Annotated in this window: 13 protein-coding genes and 1 pseudogene; 13 read left to right on the top strand and 1 reads right to left on the bottom strand. The window is 54.4% G+C overall.

Features of this window, described 5'->3' with window-relative positions; genetic code table 11:
- Window positions 1-7: 7 nt before the first annotated feature.
- The 11 genes and pseudogenes from HJG54_RS08000 to HJG54_RS07950 form a co-directional block, all read left to right on the top strand.
- Complete coding sequence (locus HJG54_RS08000) at window positions 8-1654, top strand: carbohydrate porin (protein WP_316434348.1); 1647 nt, start codon at window positions 8-10, stop codon at window positions 1652-1654.
- Window positions 1651-3975, top strand: a complete 2325-nt coding sequence (locus tag HJG54_RS07995) for a tetratricopeptide repeat protein (protein ID WP_316434346.1) — start codon at window positions 1651-1653, stop codon at window positions 3973-3975. The genes HJG54_RS08000 and HJG54_RS07995 overlap by 4 nt, the downstream gene beginning before the upstream one ends.
- Window positions 3976-4063: 88 nt before the next feature.
- On the top strand, window positions 4064-5290 hold the full coding sequence (locus tag HJG54_RS07990) for a glycosyl hydrolase family 8 (protein WP_316434345.1): 1227 nt from the start codon (window positions 4064-4066) through the stop codon (window positions 5288-5290).
- A 150-nt stretch (window positions 5291-5440) separates the two neighbouring features.
- Window positions 5441-7993, top strand: coding sequence for a cellulose biosynthesis cyclic di-GMP-binding regulatory protein BcsB (locus tag HJG54_RS07985; protein ID WP_316434344.1), 2553 nt, complete (start codon window positions 5441-5443; stop codon window positions 7991-7993).
- Between the two features lie 24 nt (window positions 7994-8017).
- A complete protein-coding gene (gene bcsA / locus HJG54_RS07980; protein ID WP_316434343.1) occupies window positions 8018-10573 on the top strand; it encodes a UDP-forming cellulose synthase catalytic subunit in 2556 nt (851 codons plus the stop codon).
- Window positions 10574-10666: 93 nt separating this feature from the next.
- Window positions 10667-10864, top strand: a complete 198-nt coding sequence (rpmI, locus tag HJG54_RS07975) for a 50S ribosomal protein L35 (protein ID WP_036003463.1) — start codon at window positions 10667-10669, stop codon at window positions 10862-10864.
- A gap of 241 nt (window positions 10865-11105) precedes the next feature.
- Window positions 11106-11456 (top strand): 50S ribosomal protein L20, encoded by a 351-nt coding sequence (gene rplT, locus HJG54_RS07970; protein ID WP_036003460.1) that lies wholly within the window; start codon window positions 11106-11108, stop codon window positions 11454-11456.
- Between the two features lie 102 nt (window positions 11457-11558).
- Window positions 11559-12380, top strand: a complete 822-nt coding sequence (locus HJG54_RS07965; protein WP_316434341.1) for a transporter substrate-binding domain-containing protein — start codon at window positions 11559-11561, stop codon at window positions 12378-12380.
- A gap of 270 nt (window positions 12381-12650) precedes the next feature.
- Entirely contained in the window at window positions 12651-13595 is a 945-nt protein-coding gene (locus HJG54_RS07960; protein ID WP_316434339.1) for a LysR family transcriptional regulator, read from the top strand.
- Window positions 13596-13712: 117 nt separating this feature from the next.
- Window positions 13713-14804, top strand: coding sequence for an anthranilate phosphoribosyltransferase family protein (locus HJG54_RS07955; RefSeq protein WP_316434338.1), 1092 nt, complete (start codon window positions 13713-13715; stop codon window positions 14802-14804).
- 51 nt (window positions 14805-14855) lie between these two features.
- A pseudogene (locus tag HJG54_RS07950) lies at window positions 14856-15317 on the top strand (M24 family metallopeptidase); the annotation flags it as partial.
- Between the two features lie 394 nt (window positions 15318-15711).
- Here HJG54_RS07950 and HJG54_RS07945 read toward each other — a convergent pair.
- Entirely contained in the window at window positions 15712-16356 is a 645-nt protein-coding gene (locus HJG54_RS07945; RefSeq protein ID WP_316434337.1) for a Ycf66 family protein, read from the bottom strand.
- A gap of 379 nt (window positions 16357-16735) precedes the next feature.
- Here HJG54_RS07945 and HJG54_RS07940 point away from each other — a divergent pair, with 379 nt between their 5' ends.
- Window positions 16736-16951, top strand: a complete 216-nt coding sequence (locus tag HJG54_RS07940) for a hypothetical protein (protein ID WP_211622559.1) — start codon at window positions 16736-16738, stop codon at window positions 16949-16951.
- Window positions 16952-17233: 282 nt separating this feature from the next.
- Window positions 17234-18163, top strand: coding sequence for a GDSL-type esterase/lipase family protein (locus tag HJG54_RS07935; RefSeq protein WP_316434336.1), 930 nt, complete (start codon window positions 17234-17236; stop codon window positions 18161-18163).
- Window positions 18164-18165: the final 2 nt, after the last annotated feature.

Genomic DNA, 18165 nt, shown 5'->3' with positions numbered 1-18165 from the left:
CGGTTGGATGACTATCAGTTCCTGGGTCGTTTACCTGGGATTTACTGTAGTAGCCATCTCCTTGCCAGCAGACGCTAACCCTGCAACCGATGTAGAAACCGCAGGTTTTGCTGAATTGGCGAGCAGCATTTCACCTGATGCTAAAGCCACCCAAGATACTCCAGCTTCATCCTCTGAACTGAACCGGTTAGCCAGATCTGAATCGGTACCTCCTGACAGCGCTGTTAATCAGACTGCAGCTGAGGCTCCGCTTCCGCACCAGCCAGGAGCAGTCTCGGGGGAGGTAGCGGCTCAGTCAACTGAAGCATCTGATCGAGTTGGGCAAGCTATGCCTGAGAGCCAAACCATAGCGCCCATAATGGTTAGCTCAGAGGAGTGTTTGGCAGACTGCAACCCCACCGAGCAGTTTGACTTCAACCCACCTGTACCCGACATTGCAATTCCGCCCCGCTCAGCCTATCCGCGTCCCGATGTAGCACGCACGCCCCTTCCTGTCCCTACCTATCCGAGGGGAACGGCAGGCGAAGTGCCGCCGCCACCACCTATCTCTAGTCCTGCAACTCCTGGTGTAACCCCTAGCCGTGAAACTCCTGAGCCTGCCGTACCACCTGTTGCTCAGACCCCACCCACTGAATCTCAAACGGCTGCTGAATTAGCAGATACAGAATCTCGTCGTGCGCTGACTCCCCCTTCATTGCAACTGCAAGGGGTTTATTTGTTTCAAGGCGATGAAGACTCAGCTCGCCTGCGGGTGACGGGCGTGTATCCGATTTTGCCAGAGTTGCAGGTGGGCGGTAGCCTCGACTTTACCGAAGGCGAGATTTTCAGCGAATCGGGTGACGATGGCCTAGAGGTAAACGAGCTGTATCTGGCGGCATCAGTACCCAACTATCCGAATCTGCGCCTAATCGTGGGTCAAATTGACCTGACTTCCTATTTTGATCGCAATAGTTTCGCTAAGGACTCGGCTCAGCAATTCTTTAATCCGGTATTTGCTACCAACCCGGCCCTATCGGCAGCAGGGCTAGGCTCACGGCAAGGGGCAGTCGTGAACTGGACGATCATCGATGAAGTCGAGGCCAAGGCGGCGGTATTTTCTTCGGATCGCAGCATCAGCGACTTTGAGCTAAATGCCTTTGCCGGCGAAATTGGTGCCCGGTTGGGCAACTTGATTGTGCGCGGCACCTATGTTACAGCGGAAGATGCTGGAGCTAATACCGGCTTTGAAGAAATCTTTCAGTTGCAGCGCCGTAACGGTGAGTTTGGGCCACGGGATGGCGACCGGGAAGATGCCTATGGCCTTAATGCCGAGTTCTTCATTCCAGAAATTAATCTGGGCCTGTTTGCTCGCTACGGCTGGTACGAAAACCGCGATCTGGACCGGGGCGGCACCACCTACAGTTTCGGCATCAACCTGCTGGATCTGTTTATGGAGGATGACCGACTGGGGCTGGGTTATGGCCGCCTGCTCTCGAACAACGATTTGCGGGATGGCGACAATCCTGACGTGTTTGAAGCTTTCTACGATTTTCGGATATTGCCCTGGCTGCGGCTGGGCGTCACCTTCCAGGGGCTGGATGAATTCTCGGAAACGATTGCTGGCTTCCGCATCCGGACTGACTTTGACCTCGTACCCCCCCGGAGGACGCGATGAGCATGAAGCGACGTAAACATCGTCCTAAGCGCGCTTGGGCTAGTCTGAGCTGCACGCTGGGCCTGCTGCTGCAAACGGGCATACCGCTGGCACTGACTCAGGTGGTGATGATTTCCCCCGCGATGGCCCAGGCGGCGATTCAGGACGGCTATCGGCTGATGAATCAAGGTCTGGTGAATCAAGCCATTGCGGTATTTGAACAGGCGGTGCGGGACTATCCCCAATCGGTAGAGGCGCGGCTGGGTTTGGCGATGGCCTATCAGCGGCAGGGCCGAATCGACGATGCCTTTCAAGCCTACAACCGCGTGCTGGAGCTTGACCCCAACAACCGCATGGCGCTGCTGAGTCTGGGGATTCTGGGCGGCTATCGGATCGAATGGCAGGACCGGGGCATCGAAGCTTTGAATCAACTGCTGGAACTGAATCCCAATGATTTGGAAGCTCGCAGTCAGCGGGCCTTGCTGTATGGCTATCAAGGCCGGTTTGGGCCAGCGATTGCCGACTATGAGATTGTGCTGGCAGCCAACCCGACGCCGGAGGTGATTCTGGGAGCGGCGCAGGTCTATGCCTATAACGGCGACTATTCGCTCAGCCTGGAATTGTTCGAGCGCTATCAAGCGACTGGTGGCGTCATCACTGGCAGTGCGGCCACGGCCTATGCGGTGGCTCTGAGGGAAACCGGCAATCCGGCCACGGCGATTTCCATCCTGGAGCGGGAGCTGGGGCAAACCCAGGAGCTGAATGGCGTCACGATTCGTCAGCGGGCCGAACTCAGCGTCAACTATGCGGCCAACGGTCAGCTTGAGGAGGCGATTGCGGTGTTGACTCCGCTACGAGGTCGGCGGGATTCGCGCATGATTTTGGCCCGTTCGCTGATTGCGATTGGGCGCTACAGCGGCGATGATGCCTACACCGATCAGGCGATTCCCCTATTCCAAGAAATTCTGTCGCAAGAGCGGGACTATCTAACCGTCAGCATTGGGCGAGAAATTGCTGATGTGTTAAGTGGGTTTCCTCAGATAGAGGCACGGCTCTATGCCCTAGAGGTCTATCGGCAGTTGTTGCAGCAGCAGCCCAACGACCGCAGTTTTCAAATTTCTGAGGCCATACTAGAGCGCGAGTTTGGCCTGATCTCGAACGCCAGCTTACGCGACCGCCTAGAAGCCGCCCTCCAACCCTTACCTACTGACCGCTCTCAACAGCGTGTAATCGCGACCGCACTGGTGCGGCTAGATTCGCCCGATCCCTCGCTGTTGCCCTATTACGAATTTCTGGCAGAGGCAGGAGTGAATGAACCGCGCCTGTATTACCGGATCGCCCAAATGCAGGTGCAGCTAGGGGAGTATGCTGCCGCAGAAGCATCCCTAGAGCGCTATATCAGCACCACCGACGATGAATATGCTGCCCTCTTGAGTGAGTTGCTGCGGGCCGAAGCCGATCGCCGTCAGGGCAACCTGGAAGCCAGCGCCAGCCGATATGAAGCTGTGATTGCCAGCAATCCAGACGATGCCGAAATCATCAACAGCGCCCTACAGGGGTTAGCCGGAATTCGCCAAGCCCAGGGCCGTCTGCCCGAAGCAGTGGCGATCTACGACGAACTGATTGCCCGCAATTCCCAAGATGCGGCGAAACCCTTGGGCCGAGCCAGTTTAGCCTACCAGGCTGGTTTGATTTCCGAAGCCGAAGCCGAAGCCGTGCTGAACCAGTGGACGACTACCCGACCGGCTAGCGACACGCCGCCCGAACTCTTTAGCCTCGTGGCCGCCTTGCCGCCTAGCCCCCAGCGCGAATCGCTTTATGTCAGCCTGCTGGAAACCAACCCAGACGACATCGGCATTCAGGTGCGGTATGTGCAGGTGTTGGCAGCCCGCGATCCGGCAGCGGCTGAGGCATATGTGGATCAGCTGATTGCCAGCGACCCCGACAATCCCAATGTCTACTTTGTGCAGGGGCAATTGGCGCAGGAGCAGGGGGATTTGCGGCAGGCAGGTCGAGCCTACCAAACCCTGCTAGAGCGAGATCCCAACAACGTCGATGCGCTGTCGGCCTTGGGGGGTGTGCGGTTTCAGCAGCGGCAGTACGATACGGCAGCTCGGCTGTACAACGAAGTGCTGGCTTTGGAACCCAACAATCGCGTTGCCCAAGTGGCGCTGGTGGATTTGCAGGTGGTCAACGGCAGACGGCTGGCAGCCCTGCGGCAATTGGAACAGTTGCAGCAACAGCAGACCCCTCCGGATCCGAGTCTGGCCGTGCAACAGCAGCGGATCGAGGAAGGTTTCTTGCAGCAGCGCGGCTTTCAGCCGCCTTGGGAGCGCTATTAGGAGGAATGCCAATTCGTTTGTGAAACCCATTCAGTGCATACAGTTACGGCATCTGATGTGTAGTCGTTTAGGGAATTGGTATAACGCCATGCCAATCTTACAGAGGTTTACGGTTTTGCTGTTGATCGGTGGATTGGTGTCTGGTTGTGTGCTTGAGCTGCCAGACAACGCTAATCAGGGTGGAAGGACCGATTCGCGCACTGCTGCTGGTTCTAATCCGTCCAGTTTTACCATCGAACTCAACAACGAGCTGTTTCAGCAGAGCTGGTGGGCCTACCGAGACCGATTCATTCAGGGCGATGGGCGCGTGATCGATCGGGAAGCCGAGGACCGCTCTACTTCCGAGGGTCAAGCCTACGCCCTGCTGCGAGCCGTTTGGATCGACGACCGAGATACCTTCGACCGGGTGTTGCAATGGTCTGAAACCAACCTCCAGCGCCGTAACCTCGATGGCAGCCGCTCGGATTTGCTCTGGGCCTGGAAGTGGGGCAAACAGCCAGATGGCAACTGGGGGCTAATCGACGGCAACTTCGCCAGCGATGGAGATATTGACGCCATCACCGCCCTGATCTTCGCGGCGCAACGCTGGAACCATCCCCCCTACCTCGATCTGGCTCGGCAAAAGCTGAAGGATCTGTGGCGCTTGTCAACGCTGGCGAGTCCATCTGGCCGCTATTTGTTACCCGGCCCGCAAACCGCCTTTCAGCCCCAGCCTGACCGGGTGTACCTGAATCCGTCCTACTTTGCACCCTATGCCTTTCGCCTGTTTGCCCAAATCGATTCAGAGCGCGATTGGCGTAGCGTAATCGACAGCAGCTATCGGGTGTTGCAGGCTGCCATCCCGCTGTCGGCCTCTGGGCTACCAAGCGATTGGCTGATGCTGAATCCGACCACGGGCACTGTAGCGCCAACTCCGACGGACAAGCTGCCGAGCCGCTATGGGTTTGATGCCTACCGCGTTTGGTGGCGAGTAGCGCTGGATGCTGCCTGGTTTAACGAACCGCGTGCTCAGCAATATTTGCAGCAGCTCCGGCCCTTGCAGCAGCAGTGGCAAACCAATCAGGCTATCCCGGCCCAAATCGACCTGACCGGCAAACCAATGGTGGATTACGAATCCACCGCCCAATACGCCATGCTCTATGCCGCCTTTCGAGTCACAGATCCAGCCTTGGCCGAGGCGATCTATCAGCAAAAGCTGCTGCCGGTCTACCGTAACGGGTTTTGGGACAACGAATCGGCCTATTACGTGCAGAACCTGAGCTGGCTAGGTCTGTTTCCGGTCGAAACGCTGCCCGACGACTGGTTTCGTGCTTAAACAGGCCGGTTCGCGCCTGAGTGTGCATCCAATAGGTGCATCCATTAAATGGGCATTCAAGATTTCTTCGCGATTTACTCCTACACGCTTTTCGTTCAGCTATCTAGTCCACCGTTTGCTAACAAACTGACGCAAATCCTAACTAAGACTATGTTCCGTTTCCTTTTTGATCGATTGTCAAATTTGCCTGGAGAGCGACGATGGAACCGTCCAGGACGCCATTCTCGCCGAGTACTGTCGCTGTTGGCGGTAATTGGGTTTATTGGGGTCAGCTTGAATGGGATGACCGTAAATGCAAACACCGCTGCATCCCAAAGCCAGCCGCAGAATCAACCGCAGCCGCAGATCGTGCTGCCCAAGCTATCGACTGAGCCACCCGTTTATTATCCTGAGTCGGGGGTGAGGGTCGATCCACTCTACGAACCCGCTTCCTTTACGCCCGCTCCAGCTTCGACAGAAGTAGCCCAAACCGCTCAGGTCGCTCCTGATTCGTCTGTTCCGTCTGATTCGTCTGAGCCGTCTAATCAAAGTCCTGCTGCCGAGCCTTCGAGCCAACCTAGAGCGCGAGCCACTCGTAGACCCACCCAGCCGCTGAGCCAATACGTGATGGAGTTTAACCGCAGTCCGGTGGTGGGCAATCGCTTACGGCTGCAAGGCGTCTATCCAGAGACACGCATCGGCTTTACCCGGCCTCGCAACTGGCAAATCGAAGACGCCCAGGTGATTTTGCGCTATCAGCATTCGCCCTCGCTGCTGCCAGACAAATCAAAACTACTGGTGCGGGTGAATGATACCAGCATTGGCAGCATTAATTTGGACCGGAAAAATGCCCAGCTTGCCGAAGCCACCTTCACGATTCCGGCCAATCTGATCCAGGACTACAACGAAATCTCGATGCTGGCCGAACAGCAGACCGCGGAAACCTGCTCGAACCCAGCCGACCCAATGCTGTGGACCGAAATCCTGCCCGATTCTAAGCTGGTGCTGGATTACCGGCCTCAGCCAGTGGCGCTCAATTTCAGCAGCTATCCGTTTCCGTTTCTCGATCCGCTCAGTCTAGAGCCAAACCACCTCACCTATCTGCGGCCCAAAACCTACAGTAGCGATTGGTTAACCGCCACCGCCCGCTTCCAAACCGCCGCCGCCCGTCAAGTTGATTACCGGCCCTTAAAAACAACCCTGGCCGACGACACCGCCCAACTCCAGCGGGACGATCGCTTGATTGTTATCGGCACACCCGCCGAGCAGCCAATCTTGAGCACCCTGTCGCTGCCCTTTCCCGTGAAGAACGGTCAGTTGCTTGACGGAGATCAGAATCCGGTGCCGAACGAAGTCGGGTTGCTGATGCTGACGACGCTAAAGGACAAAGGCACTCCGGTTTTGATCGCCACGGGGAACGGAGCTACTGGCGTGCGGCAGGCGGTGCAGTTTTTGGTGCAGTCCCGCGATCAGCAAATTGGCACCGGGCAGGCCGTGACCGTAGACCAGCTCAGCGAGGTGCCCACACCCGAACCGCGCAACTGGGCCGGCTATTTGCCGACCAAAAACGAGTTTCAACTCAAGGATCTGAGCCTATACGACCGCCAGCCCTTTCAGGATGTCACCGTGCGGGGCACCAATGCGCCCCCAATCAACATTCCCTTCCGTGCTCTGCCGGACGATCGGTTTCTGCGCGGCAGCACCATGCTTCTGCGCTATAGCTACAGTCCCCAAGTCAACTCGCGCACCTCGGCAGTAGAGGTAAAAATCGACGGCGTCACGATTGGTTCTAAGCGGCTCGACTCCACGGTTGGCGGACCAAAGACCTTCCGTGTCAATTTGCCAGAAAACCTGATCCAGCCCGATTCTACCCTCAGCGTCAACTTTGTCATGAATCCCAGAGAACTGGGCGTCTGTGGCCTAGAGACCGATCAGCAGCTCTGGGGGACTCTGCACGGCGACACCGGCTTCAAGCTAGTGCGGGACACGGTGGTAAATCTACCCGACCTGAAGCTGTTCAAAACTGGCTTTCCCTTCACCGCTCCGCAGGATTTGTCTGGCATGGCTGTGGTGCTGCCTGCGAATCCTAACGATGCCGAAGTGGGAACTTTGCTAGCCTTGAGCGAACGTTTGGGTCGCCTCAGTCAGGCCGATTCGGTGAAATACGACGTGTATACGGGCGAACTACCGCCAACAGTACGCGATCAGCAGCACATTGCTGGCATTGGTTTGGGTAGCCGCTTTCCGATTGCCGAAGCCCTAGAAGATCAGGGCTTCAACCTGGCGGCAGCCTTTAGCCGGTTTTGGGGCGGCAGTCGAGTGTATGCCTTACCCGATCAGGAAGGAGTGTTGAAATCGAACAATTCGCCCTGGAATCGGGAGCGAGTGCTGCTGGCCCTGACCGCCCAAACCGAAGCCGGACTACAAGAGGTGCAAGCCCTACTGCGGCAAGATCCGTTATTCTCCCAAATTCGGGGCGACACGGTGCTCGTCAGCCGCAACCAGCCGAATCCGTCTCCCTACGACGCTAGTGGCTACAACCTGAAATTCCTGGAAGAAGCGCCGCCCCAGCGGATTCAGCAAAGCAATTCGTTTAATCAGTTGATTCTGTTCCTGCAAGACTATTGGTTCTTGTTGCTGGTCGGCATGCTGAGCTTGGCGCTGTTGCTCTATGCTCTGTCCCAGCTTTTCCTCAATCGGGTTGCCAATTCCGGCGATGTCTAAGCCATTCATTCATTCTGTTGAGCTATGACCACTACTCCGTCCTATCGTCCACCTTGGTTAATTCGTCGATTGGAAGCTCTACCGAACGGTCTAGAGCGATTGTTGCCCTGGGCTGACAAACGCTATCTGTTCTGGCTGGTGATTCTGCTGCTGGTGATGTCGATTCCGCTAATCGTGACGCCGCTGCAACTCTGGCAGCAATTGGTGCTAGCAGTGGGGTTAATTCTGTTTAGTACCCTGGTGCTGCGGTTTGAACATCGTCATCCCCAACAGCGGGTGAGCGAATACCTGCATTTAATCTTGGCTTGGCTGAGTATTGTCACGACGCTGCGCTACTTGTTCTACCGCACGGCCTACACGCTGAACCTAGACAGTTGGTTGGAAGGCTTTTTTAGCTTGCTGCTGTTTGCGGCGGAGCTGTATGCGATTGCCACCCTGCTGCTGTCCTATTTTCAGACCCTGCGGCTGCGGGACCGGCAACCCGTTGATATTCGTGGGGTTCCAGCCGCTCAGTTGTTCAGCGTCGATGTCTACATTCCTACCTACAACGAAGACGTGGCGATTGTGCGCAAAACGGCCCTGGCGGCCCTGGCGCTCGATTACCCCGCCGACAAAAAGCGGGTTTACATTCTAGATGACGGGCGCAAGTTCCCGGAACGGCGCGAGCAGCTCTATCTGATGTGCCAGGAACTGGGCTGCACCCTGATTACTCGCGACAACAACGACCACGCCAAGGCGGGCAACATCAACCACGCCATGCATCTGACCCAAGGCGAGCTAATCCTGATTCTGGACTGTGACCATATTCCGTCGCGGCAGTTTTTGCAGCAGACTGTGGGCTTTTTCTATAGCCCGAAAGTAGCGCTGGTGCAAACGCCCCACTGGTTCTATAACCCCGATCCGTTTGAGCGCAACTTGCTCACCCAGGGCCGCATCCCTGCCCTCAACGAACTGTTTTATAAGGTGATTCAAAAGGGCAATGACTTTTGGAACGCGGCTTTCTTCTGTGGCTCAGCGGCGGTGGTCCGCAAGGATTATGTCCTGGAAGTAGGCGGCATTGCGGTGGAAACCGTCACCGAAGATTGCCATACCTCACTGCGGCTACACTCCCAGGGCTACGACTCGGTCTACTACGACAAGATCATGGTGGCGGGACTGGCTCCAGAGCGGTTTTCCTCCTATGTTGGGCAACAGGTGCGCTGGGCACGCGGCATGGCTCAGATTCTGCGCTTGGAAAATCCCTTGTTTAACCCCAAGCTAAAGCTGACGATTCCGCAGCGGCTCTGCTACTTCTCGGCCACCAGCCATTTTTTCTTCGGCTTTCCCCGTTTGATGTATGCCCTGGCTCCGATTTTGTTTTTGCTGTTTGGCCTCAATTTGGTGCGCGGTTTGGGCGTAGAAACCTTGGCCTATGCGATTCCCCACATTGTGCTGGGTCTGAATGCCAACCACATCACTAATAAAGGCGCTCGCTTTTCCTTCTGGAACGAGATTTTTGAATACGCGATGGCCTTCCAGGACGGCATGGTGACAATGCTGGCGGTAATTAACCCCAAGCTAGGGCGGTTTAACGTCACCGACAAAGGTGTATCGGTGACTCAGCGCTATTTCGACTGGAGTTCGACCCGCATCCCGTTTTTGCTGGTGTTGCTGCTGGTGCTGTCGCTGCTGGCGGTGCCCTTTTGGCTGGTACTGCGGCCTGAGTTTACCGAAGCAACTGTGATCAATGCCTTCTGGGCGCTGTTTAACCTGGTGCTGCTGGGCACCGCGTTGTTGGTTGGTCTAGAGCAGCCCCAACTGCGTCGTGCCCATCGTCTGCACCGCCAGATCACGGCAGAAATTCAAACTACCGACGATAGCCGCCTCAGCGGCACCACCCTCGATGTCAGTGAAAGCGGTGCCCAAATTCTAGTCGAGGGCAACCCCAACCTGCCGGATGTGGTCGAGCTAGAGCTGATTGGCGACTTTGGCCGACGGGTCCGGCTGACGGGTCAAATCATTCGCCGCATTCCTGCTGATGCCAATCAAACCTTATTGGCTGTGGATTTTGTTGATGTGTCACCCAGTCAATACGATGCGCTGGTGCTGGTCCTCTATTCTGATGTGAATCAGTGGTATACCCAAGAGCGGCAGGAGGTGGATCGGCCCTTGCACTCGTTCCAGTTCCTGATCAGCGGCCTCGGTCGAGTCTTCCGGGAGGTCCAACCCGCTAAGAGTGCGCCGGTTCGTAAGCAAATCCGAGCCGCGGCGCAGATCTACTGGAACGAGCGGTACTATCCCGGTATCGCTACCGAAATGAGTTCTCGTAGCCTCAAGGTTGAACTCGATGACTGTCCTCCGGAACTGGCGGCCCTGCGGCGATCGACGGTACCTGTTGGGGTAGTCTTGAGTCAAACTGCCAGCGACCCCAATCCGGCTCAGTTGTTGGCCCAAATCGACGCGATTGGCACCCGTCAGATGACCCTGGTAAATGGAGCGGTGCAAGCCAGTGCTGCGATGCCGATCGAGCTGAGCTTTCCCCAAGCGCTTGATCTTCAGCAAGGTTGGCAAATTCGTCAGTTGCTCAAGCAGTTGGAGTAGGCGATGTTAGATGACTCAGAACGTTGCGGTAACAGCAGAACCGATTGTAAGATAGTAGACTGTGTCAAAATTTGAACAACTGTAGGCAAACCCATGCCCAAGCTCAAGACTCGCAAGGCGGCTGCTAAGCGGTTTGAAAAGACCGGCAGCGGCAAACTCAGACGCCGGAAAGCGTTCAAAAATCACCTTTTGCAGCACAAATCCGCGACTCGTAAGCGTCGGATTACTGGATTGGTGGTCGTTAACGAACGCGACGCCGAAAATGTGCAGTTGATGCTGCCCTACCTCTAAATAAAAGTGTTGAGTTTTAAGTTTTGAATTTTGAGTTAGGGAATTGCTCATTAACTCAACACTTAAAACTTAGAGCTTAATTTCTATGGGATCGGGTTGTTGTCCGCCACCCGTACCTGGACTGTAAATCAAGTTTTGAGTTCTAAGTTTTGAATTTTGAGTTAATAGATAGCTAGTCTGGCTTTTAACTCAAAACTCAACACTTAACACTTAAAACTATTTAAAGTATTGGAGTTGAAGCATGACTCGTGTAAAGCGCGGCAATGTTGCTCGGAAACGCCGCAAAAAGATTCTTAAACTAGCGAAGGGATTTCGGGGATCCCATTCGCGTTTGTTCCGCACCGCAAACCAGCAGGTGATGAAGGCACTGCGCAACGCCTATCGGGACCGGCGTAAGCGTAAGCGCGATTTTCGCCGGCTGTGGATTACTCGAATTAATGCCGCGGCTCGTCAGCATGGCATGAGTTACAGCAAGCTGATGGGCGGTTTGAAGAAGGCAAATGTCCAGATCAATCGCAAAATGCTGGCGCAAATGGCCGTGCTCGATCCGGCTGGATTCAGCAAAGTGGTGGAAATTGCTGGCAAGGCTTGACGGCTAGCCGAGTTTTAAGTTCTCAGTTTTGAATGCCGGATAGAATTTAACTTGCTGAGACGATTGATTAATCTCAACCTACTTGCGGCGTCAAGACGACTGATGCAGGTAGGTTTTTTGCTGGCGCTGCTCGGCTCTGGACACGGCGGGGTGGCGGTGCAGGCGGCGGAGCTGGATCAGATCCGAGATCGCGGCTATTTGATTGTGGGCGTTAAGGATAATCTGCGTCCGCTGGGTTTTCAGGATAGCCAGAATCAGTTGCAGGGATTTGAGATTGATATTGCCCGTCAGCTGGCGGCTGAGTTGATTGGCGATCAGGCCGAGGTGGTGCTGAAGCCAGTGTTGAATCAAGATCGCTTGGATGTTTTGCTGAATGGTGAAGTAGATTTACTAGTGGCGCGGATGTCGATTACCGATGCTCGCTCGCGCTTGGTGGATTTTAGCCGCCCCTACTATATTGATGGCACCGCCTTTGTCAGCCGCGATGTTGCGATTCAGAGTCTGCGAGATTTGCAGCAGCAAACCGTGGCGGTTTTGTTCGGTTCGGATACCATCCCTGCGGTTCGCTTTTTATTACCCTCAGTGCGGTTGCAGGGGGTCGAGTCCTATCAAGCGGCCAAGGAGCTGCTAGAGAGTGGTCAAGTCGCGGCCTTTGCTGCCGATGCCACGGTGCTGACGGGCTGGGTGCAGGAGCATCCTGATTATCATTTGATTTCGCCTTTGATTTCGGCTGAAGCTCTGGCGGTTGCAATGCCCAAAGGCCGCCAGTACGATGAACTGCGGCGAGAGGTGAATCAAGCGGTCGAACGCTGGCTCAAGACTGGCTGGTTGCGGCAACGGATCGCAGAGTGGGGCTTGCCGATTGATGGGTTCCCTAGCTTTACTGATCGCATCGAACCATCAATTGAGCCATCAAACGAATGACCTGGATCGAGCGAGGCGAGCAACCGAATTGCGTTATTTCAACCCATGCTACAAATAAATTATTTTTTCCCTCAATAATTTAAGTTAGTTCACGAATTGATCGGCTTCGCGTGGATCAGTAACAAGCCGCCTATTCTTGCGACCCTAGGCGCTACTCTGAGGAAAAGATGTAATTGGTGATACGAAGTGACACCTCCAATTCCCTTACCTTAGCTCTACGGGCAGAGTGGTCTAGCCGTCTCTCCTCCCCTTTATCCTTGAGGACTTTCTATGCGCCTGGAACAGTTGCAAGCTTTTTTGGCAGTGGCTGAGACCGGGAGTTTTCAGCAGGCAACGCAGCGATGCCGAGTCACCCAATCCACAATTAGCCGCCAGATTCAAAGTTTGGAAGCCGAACTGGGCCTGCCGCTGTTTCATCGCACCTCGCAAGCAAAACTCACTCTGGCAGGAGAACGCTTTTTGCCCCGTGCCCGGCGGATTTGTCAAGAATGGCAAACGGCCACCGACGAGTTGTCTGAATTGCTAGAAGGCCGTCAATCTGAGCTGTGCGTAGCCGCAATTCACTCGGTTTCGGCTCAGTTTCTGCCGCCAGTGCTGCAAAAATTCTGTCAAGATTATCCAGCCGTGCAGTTGCGGGTCACGTCCTTGGGCAGCGATCGCGCCCTGAAGGTGCTGCGAGATGGACTGGTGGATTTGGCGATTGTGATGAATAATCGGTTTCTCACTGCGAGTCCCGAAATGGTCGTGGATCCACTCTATCGAGAACCAGTTGAAGTGCTAATGGCGGCTACCCATCCCCTCACCCGTTATCAGCAGGTGCCGTGGGCAGAATTGGCCCAGTATCCGCAGGTGGTGTTTAAAGACGGCTATGGCATGCAGCGCTTGGTGCAAGAACAGTTTCAACGCTATGCGCTAGATCTAAAGCCGTTGGTAGAACTAAACACGTTGGATGGCTTTCGTGGCATGGTGCGGCAGGGAGAATTCATTGCCCTGTTGCCCCGTTCGGCTCTGATGGAAGTGGCCCATGACCCGACGCTGGCGGTGCGTCCCACCGAAGAACCCCACTTGAGCCGTGAAGTGGTGCTCGTGACCACGCAGGACCGCTTAGAAATCCCGCCGATTCAGCATTTTCGCTCGCTGGTGCAAAAGCTGCTGGCCGATCAATCCCTGCCCCAACCTCCTCTGGCCTCTCTAGAAACCAATCCGTTGCTTTGATTGGTTTAAGGATTGGCTCTGACTTTGCTTTCATGTGTAATGGTTGAATTCCTACTACCTTTCTCTATCCATCTTTCTATCTGCTGTTGTTTCTCCTAACTGCCTCCCTAACTGCCAATGAGTGATGCGTTTCGTGATCTGCTGCGTAAAGTGGGCAGCGGTTCCCACACCAGCGAAAACCTGACCCGGACTGAGGCGGCCAACGCCACCTACTGGATGCTGACGCAAACGGCCACACCCGCCCAAATTGGTGCCTTCATGATTGCCCATCGGATTAAACGCCCCACCGGTGAAGAACTGGCGGGGATGCTGGATGCCTACGATCAGCTAGGGCCAAAACTAACGGCGATTCAGGCCAATTACCCAGCGGTGGTGATGGGCATTCCCTATGATGGACGCTCACGGACCTCGCCCCTATCGCCTCTAACGGCTTTGATCCTAACGGCAGTGGGCTGCCCGGTGGTGATGCATGGCGGGCGACGCATGCCCACCAAAGAAGGAGTGCCGCTGGTAGAGATCTGGCAGGAGTTGGGCGTAGACTGGACGGTGCTGTCGCTCGATCAGGTACAGCAGGTATTTGCCCAGACGCTGCTGGGATTCGTTTATCTGCCCACTCACTTTCCCCTAGCCGAAGCGCTCGTCCCCTATCGGGAACAAATTGGTAAGCGCCCACCCTTTGCAACTGTGGAGCTGTTCTGGTGCCCCTATGCCGGAGAAGCCCTGCTTGTGTCTGGCTTCGTCCATCCGCCCACCGAAGAAATGGCGCGAGCCGCCTTTGCCCTGCGCGGTACCCAGCGATTTATGACGGTGAAAGGACTGGAAGGAAGCTGTGACCTACCCCGCGACCGTACCTGCATTGTCGGCCTCAGTCAACCCGACGCAGAACCAAACTTTGAGCGGTTGTTGCTCCATCCCCGCGATTATGGTTTTGCCGGGTTAGAAGTGCCGCTGTTGCCTACTCCGGAACTAGTGGCCGCGATGCAAACCGTCCTACAAGGCCAGCCCAGTGACTTGATGGATGCCGCGATCTGGAACGGTGGCTTTTACCTCTGGCAATGTGGTTATTGCGCCGATCTAGAATCTGGGTTTGGGGCAGCCAAAGCAATTCTTAGCAGTGGTAAAGCGGCTGAAAAGCTAGCTGAGATCGTGGATACTGTGCGGAACGCCAGCCGGGAACGGGTGGAACTGTCAAAGGCGACCATCGAGTAGGGCTATGTAAGGGCTATGTAACAGAATAAGAAGCAATGTCATCCCCCTTTCACCGGTGCAATTTGCACCAGCATTAATGAAGTGGTTTGTCACGGAATTCCCAGCCCAAAGCAAATTCTTAAAGACGGGGATATTATCAATATCGATGTGACGCCAATCCTAGACGGTTATCATGGCGACACGTCTAAAAGATTTCTGGTTGGTAAGGTATCAGCAATAGCCCGGAAATGGGTTGAAGTCACTCACCGATCAATGATGCGGGGAATCTTTGAGATTAAACCCGGTGCAAGAATTGGTGATATCGGTGCTGCAATCCAGGAATATGCTGAAGCGAATGGGTCCTCAGTTGTTCGAGATATGGTTGGACATGGTGTTGGCAGGCAATTTCATCAGTTTGAACACACCGTTGCTGTGACTGAGGAAGGGGTGGAAATTTTAATTTATTCCTCAGTTGAGAGGTACAATTGCGGCATAATAAGTCGTTGCAACGAAATTTTGAGAGCAAATTTGTAAACTCTGGTTGAGGCTCGAAAGTATTTGCCGCTCTCAAAATCCGCTGAACTTGTCGTTAGACCATTAAATCTCTCAATTCAGTCAACGCATTATTTCTCGTCTTGCTTCGCAACGCTGCTACTACTGCTTGAAATATATCGTCTCCAGTTCCTCATGCATTTCCTAGGATTTAACATTTATATGTCGAGGTGCAAGATACGAGTTATATCAGGTGTTGTACCTAACTGCCTGTTTCGGAGTTGAAAACTTTGCTGAATGATTCGGTTGTCTTACTTAACGATGAATAAAGCCTGCATACAGGCTAAGTATGTTTACAGGTCTAGCAATAGCATGCAAAATACGATCGCTTCTAACTTCCAACGCCTGCTCCTGCTGACTCCCGACTCCTGTCCTCTCATCGCTTCTCGCCATTCTTCGAGTTACTGGCATCCAACCGATAGGACGGCTCCGCACTGGTTCCGTCAATAGTATCGAGATCGGGATAGGATTCGGGTTCTAATTCGGCCCACTCGGCAGAAGGCTCGCGAGATGGAACCGTCTTCTGGCTGTTGGAAGTTAGGGAGGTGGGATTTGACTCTGGTGACGTTAGAGAAATGGTGAGGGCTTTGAACCAGCTACTCAGCCCAATCCATCCTTCTTCTAGGCGATCAATGGTGCGATTTAACTGAGCAGCTAGAGGCGAGCGGTCGGCGCTTTGCTGGAGGTTAGCCCGCAATTGCTGAATCATGAGTTGAACCACCTCTGAGGCAGAGGTGGCAGCTTCTGGCAGTTGGGTTTGCTGGGCTGTAGGAGTTTGCTCGCGTCGTAGTTTCAGGGTCTGCCAGCCGAACCAGCTCAATAGCGCCACGCTTGCCACTTGCCCCAACAGCACGCCGCCCGTAATCCGCCCGGCACAAACCCATAGCACCAAGGCATAGAACATGCCCACGCCACTCCAGATCAGATCATATTTGCGATGCACTTCTGGAAAGAAAAAGGCGGCCATGTAGAGGCTGAAGCTACCTAAACCAACCACAATCGCTAAAAGATAGGTAAGCATGATCGTCCTGGACTAAGGGGCACTATTTCTTATTTTGCTTAAGTTTCTACCAGACAACGATTTTTAACTTTATGAAATCTCTTCGGGCGGACTTAAAGATTCTACAAGGTTGTTTGAGTTTGTGATATGTTGTGATTCACAACACCTGAAGTGGTGATTGACGAGATTCGTTAACGATTAGTCCGGAGAGGAGGTTACCTCAGATGGATCCAAAGTTATGCCAAACCTTCAGCCAAATGATGAAGTAGGTTCTAACGGTCAACCTAAACGTTCAACCTGACAGTTCAACCTAACAGTTCGACCTAACAGTTCAACAGTGAGTTCTCAACAGACATCCTGGCGCTTTAGAGGCGCTACGCGATGAAGGAGAGATGGTGAAATGGGATTTATTACGGCTTTGATGATTATGCTAGGGTCTGCTTTTCTCTATGAGAAGGTGCAAACGAGGTCTGTAGAGGTCGCAGTTGGCTGCATGGCGGTTGCCTTGGTGAGTTTGGTCGTTGCCATCGTGGTAGCACCCTGGCAGATTCAACTACTGATGCTGCTTGGTATTTTGCTCTCTTCGGCCTGGATTAGAGTTGACCTGTTTTCTTAATGCGGCCTTTTTCAGGCTTGTGAAGTACGAAAAACGGTGTACAGGGACAGTGCCTCTGCGTGGGAGCGAAGCCCCCACACCCCCCTATACCTCACATGAGTGATAAAACGCTGTAGGCAAATCATTGTCGCGGTTTGTGCTGCGAGCGGCGACTGCTTTGGCCAAATTTCACACAAGTGACATATTTCTGAGCAAACCCGTAAATTTACTGTCAACCTTCCTGATGCCAAGCTAAGCCTCTGTGAATATACACATAATCGTATCGACAAGAAGCGTCTAGCGATGAGTGATTTGTGTGTTCTCACGGCAAGCCTACTGATGCAAGGCAAGGTTCCCGGCTGGAAACCAGCAACACCGCCCCAGCAGTTCTGGGATGCCTTGTTGAATCGCCGATCGACCGTAGATCAGCTTTGTAGTTCTAACACCGCTTCAACCACCGTTACACCAGTTGCCGCTGCCCATCGACCCGAGTTCAGCCCAGGGACGAAATCAGTTTCCATCCAAACGCCCAGTCAACCTGCATCCGGCAGTCAGCTCTATGCCCAGCGTCTGGCCGCGCTCCGGTCTGGGCAACTGTACACTCGCTTACCCGCAGACAGTTTCAAACCCGTTTGGCAAACGGCATCCTATCGTCCTAGCTACGAAGATTGGCTGAAGCTGTTGGCCTACGAAGCTAAAGCGGTCACTCAGGGGCAAGGTTCCCAGCGGCTGACGGTTTTGCTGGGTGATTCTATTGCCCAATGGTTTCCAGCCGAGCAGCTCTCGCGCGATCGGTTTTGGCTGAACCAGGGCATCTCTGGTGACACCACCAGCGGTGTTCTAAAACGGCTGTCGGTTCTCGATGGCACGAATCCAGACTCGATCTATCTAATGGTTGGTATCAATGATCTGCGGCAGGGAGTTAGCAACCGAGAAATTCTGAAAAACCTGCGGCAAATCATTCATCGCATCCGCGCCTCCCACCCCTATACGCGAATCTACATCCATTCCATTTTGCCAACTCGCCTCGAAGAGATCCCGGTTAACCGGATCCGGCGGCTCAACTACAACATCAAAGCCCTCACCGAGCAGGAAGGCGTCTATTTCGTCAACCTGCAACCGGCCTTCTCAGACGAAGACGGCCATCTCCAAGCCCAGCTCACGACTGATGGAATTCATCTCAATGCTAGAGGCTATCGGATGTGGCAGCTCGCGATTGCGCCCGTATTTTGAAC

The sequence above is a fragment of the Leptolyngbya sp. NK1-12 genome, from assembly GCF_032598965.1.
GTDB lineage: Bacteria > Cyanobacteriota > Cyanobacteriia > Elainellales > Elainellaceae > Elainella.
The sequence above is the reverse complement of the archived record's forward strand: the minus strand, read 5'-3'. Positions and strand labels throughout refer to the sequence as shown.

Bases quoted from the DNA above. Each gene is read 5' to 3' on its own strand.
- HJG54_RS08000 (WP_316434348.1), top strand. From the start codon at position 8: ATGACTATCAGTTCCTGGGTCGTTTACCTGGGATTTACTGTAGTAGCC.
- HJG54_RS07995 (WP_316434346.1), top strand. From the start codon at position 1,651: ATGAGCATGAAGCGACGTAAACATCGTCCTAAGCGCGCTTGGGCTAGT.
- HJG54_RS07990 (WP_316434345.1), top strand. From the start codon at position 4,064: ATGCCAATCTTACAGAGGTTTACGGTTTTGCTGTTGATCGGTGGATTG.
- HJG54_RS07985 (WP_316434344.1), top strand. From the start codon at position 5,441: ATGTTCCGTTTCCTTTTTGATCGATTGTCAAATTTGCCTGGAGAGCGA.
- bcsA (WP_316434343.1), top strand. From the start codon at position 8,018: ATGACCACTACTCCGTCCTATCGTCCACCTTGGTTAATTCGTCGATTG.
- rpmI (WP_036003463.1), top strand. From the start codon at position 10,667: ATGCCCAAGCTCAAGACTCGCAAGGCGGCTGCTAAGCGGTTTGAAAAG.
- rplT (WP_036003460.1), top strand. From the start codon at position 11,106: ATGACTCGTGTAAAGCGCGGCAATGTTGCTCGGAAACGCCGCAAAAAG.
- HJG54_RS07965 (WP_316434341.1), top strand. From the start codon at position 11,559: ATGCAGGTAGGTTTTTTGCTGGCGCTGCTCGGCTCTGGACACGGCGGG.
- HJG54_RS07960 (WP_316434339.1), top strand. From the start codon at position 12,651: ATGCGCCTGGAACAGTTGCAAGCTTTTTTGGCAGTGGCTGAGACCGGG.
- HJG54_RS07955 (WP_316434338.1), top strand. From the start codon at position 13,713: ATGAGTGATGCGTTTCGTGATCTGCTGCGTAAAGTGGGCAGCGGTTCC.
- HJG54_RS07945 (WP_316434337.1), bottom strand. From the start codon at position 16,356: ATGCTTACCTATCTTTTAGCGATTGTGGTTGGTTTAGGTAGCTTCAGC.
- HJG54_RS07940 (WP_211622559.1), top strand. From the start codon at position 16,736: ATGGGATTTATTACGGCTTTGATGATTATGCTAGGGTCTGCTTTTCTC.
- HJG54_RS07935 (WP_316434336.1), top strand. From the start codon at position 17,234: ATGAGTGATTTGTGTGTTCTCACGGCAAGCCTACTGATGCAAGGCAAG.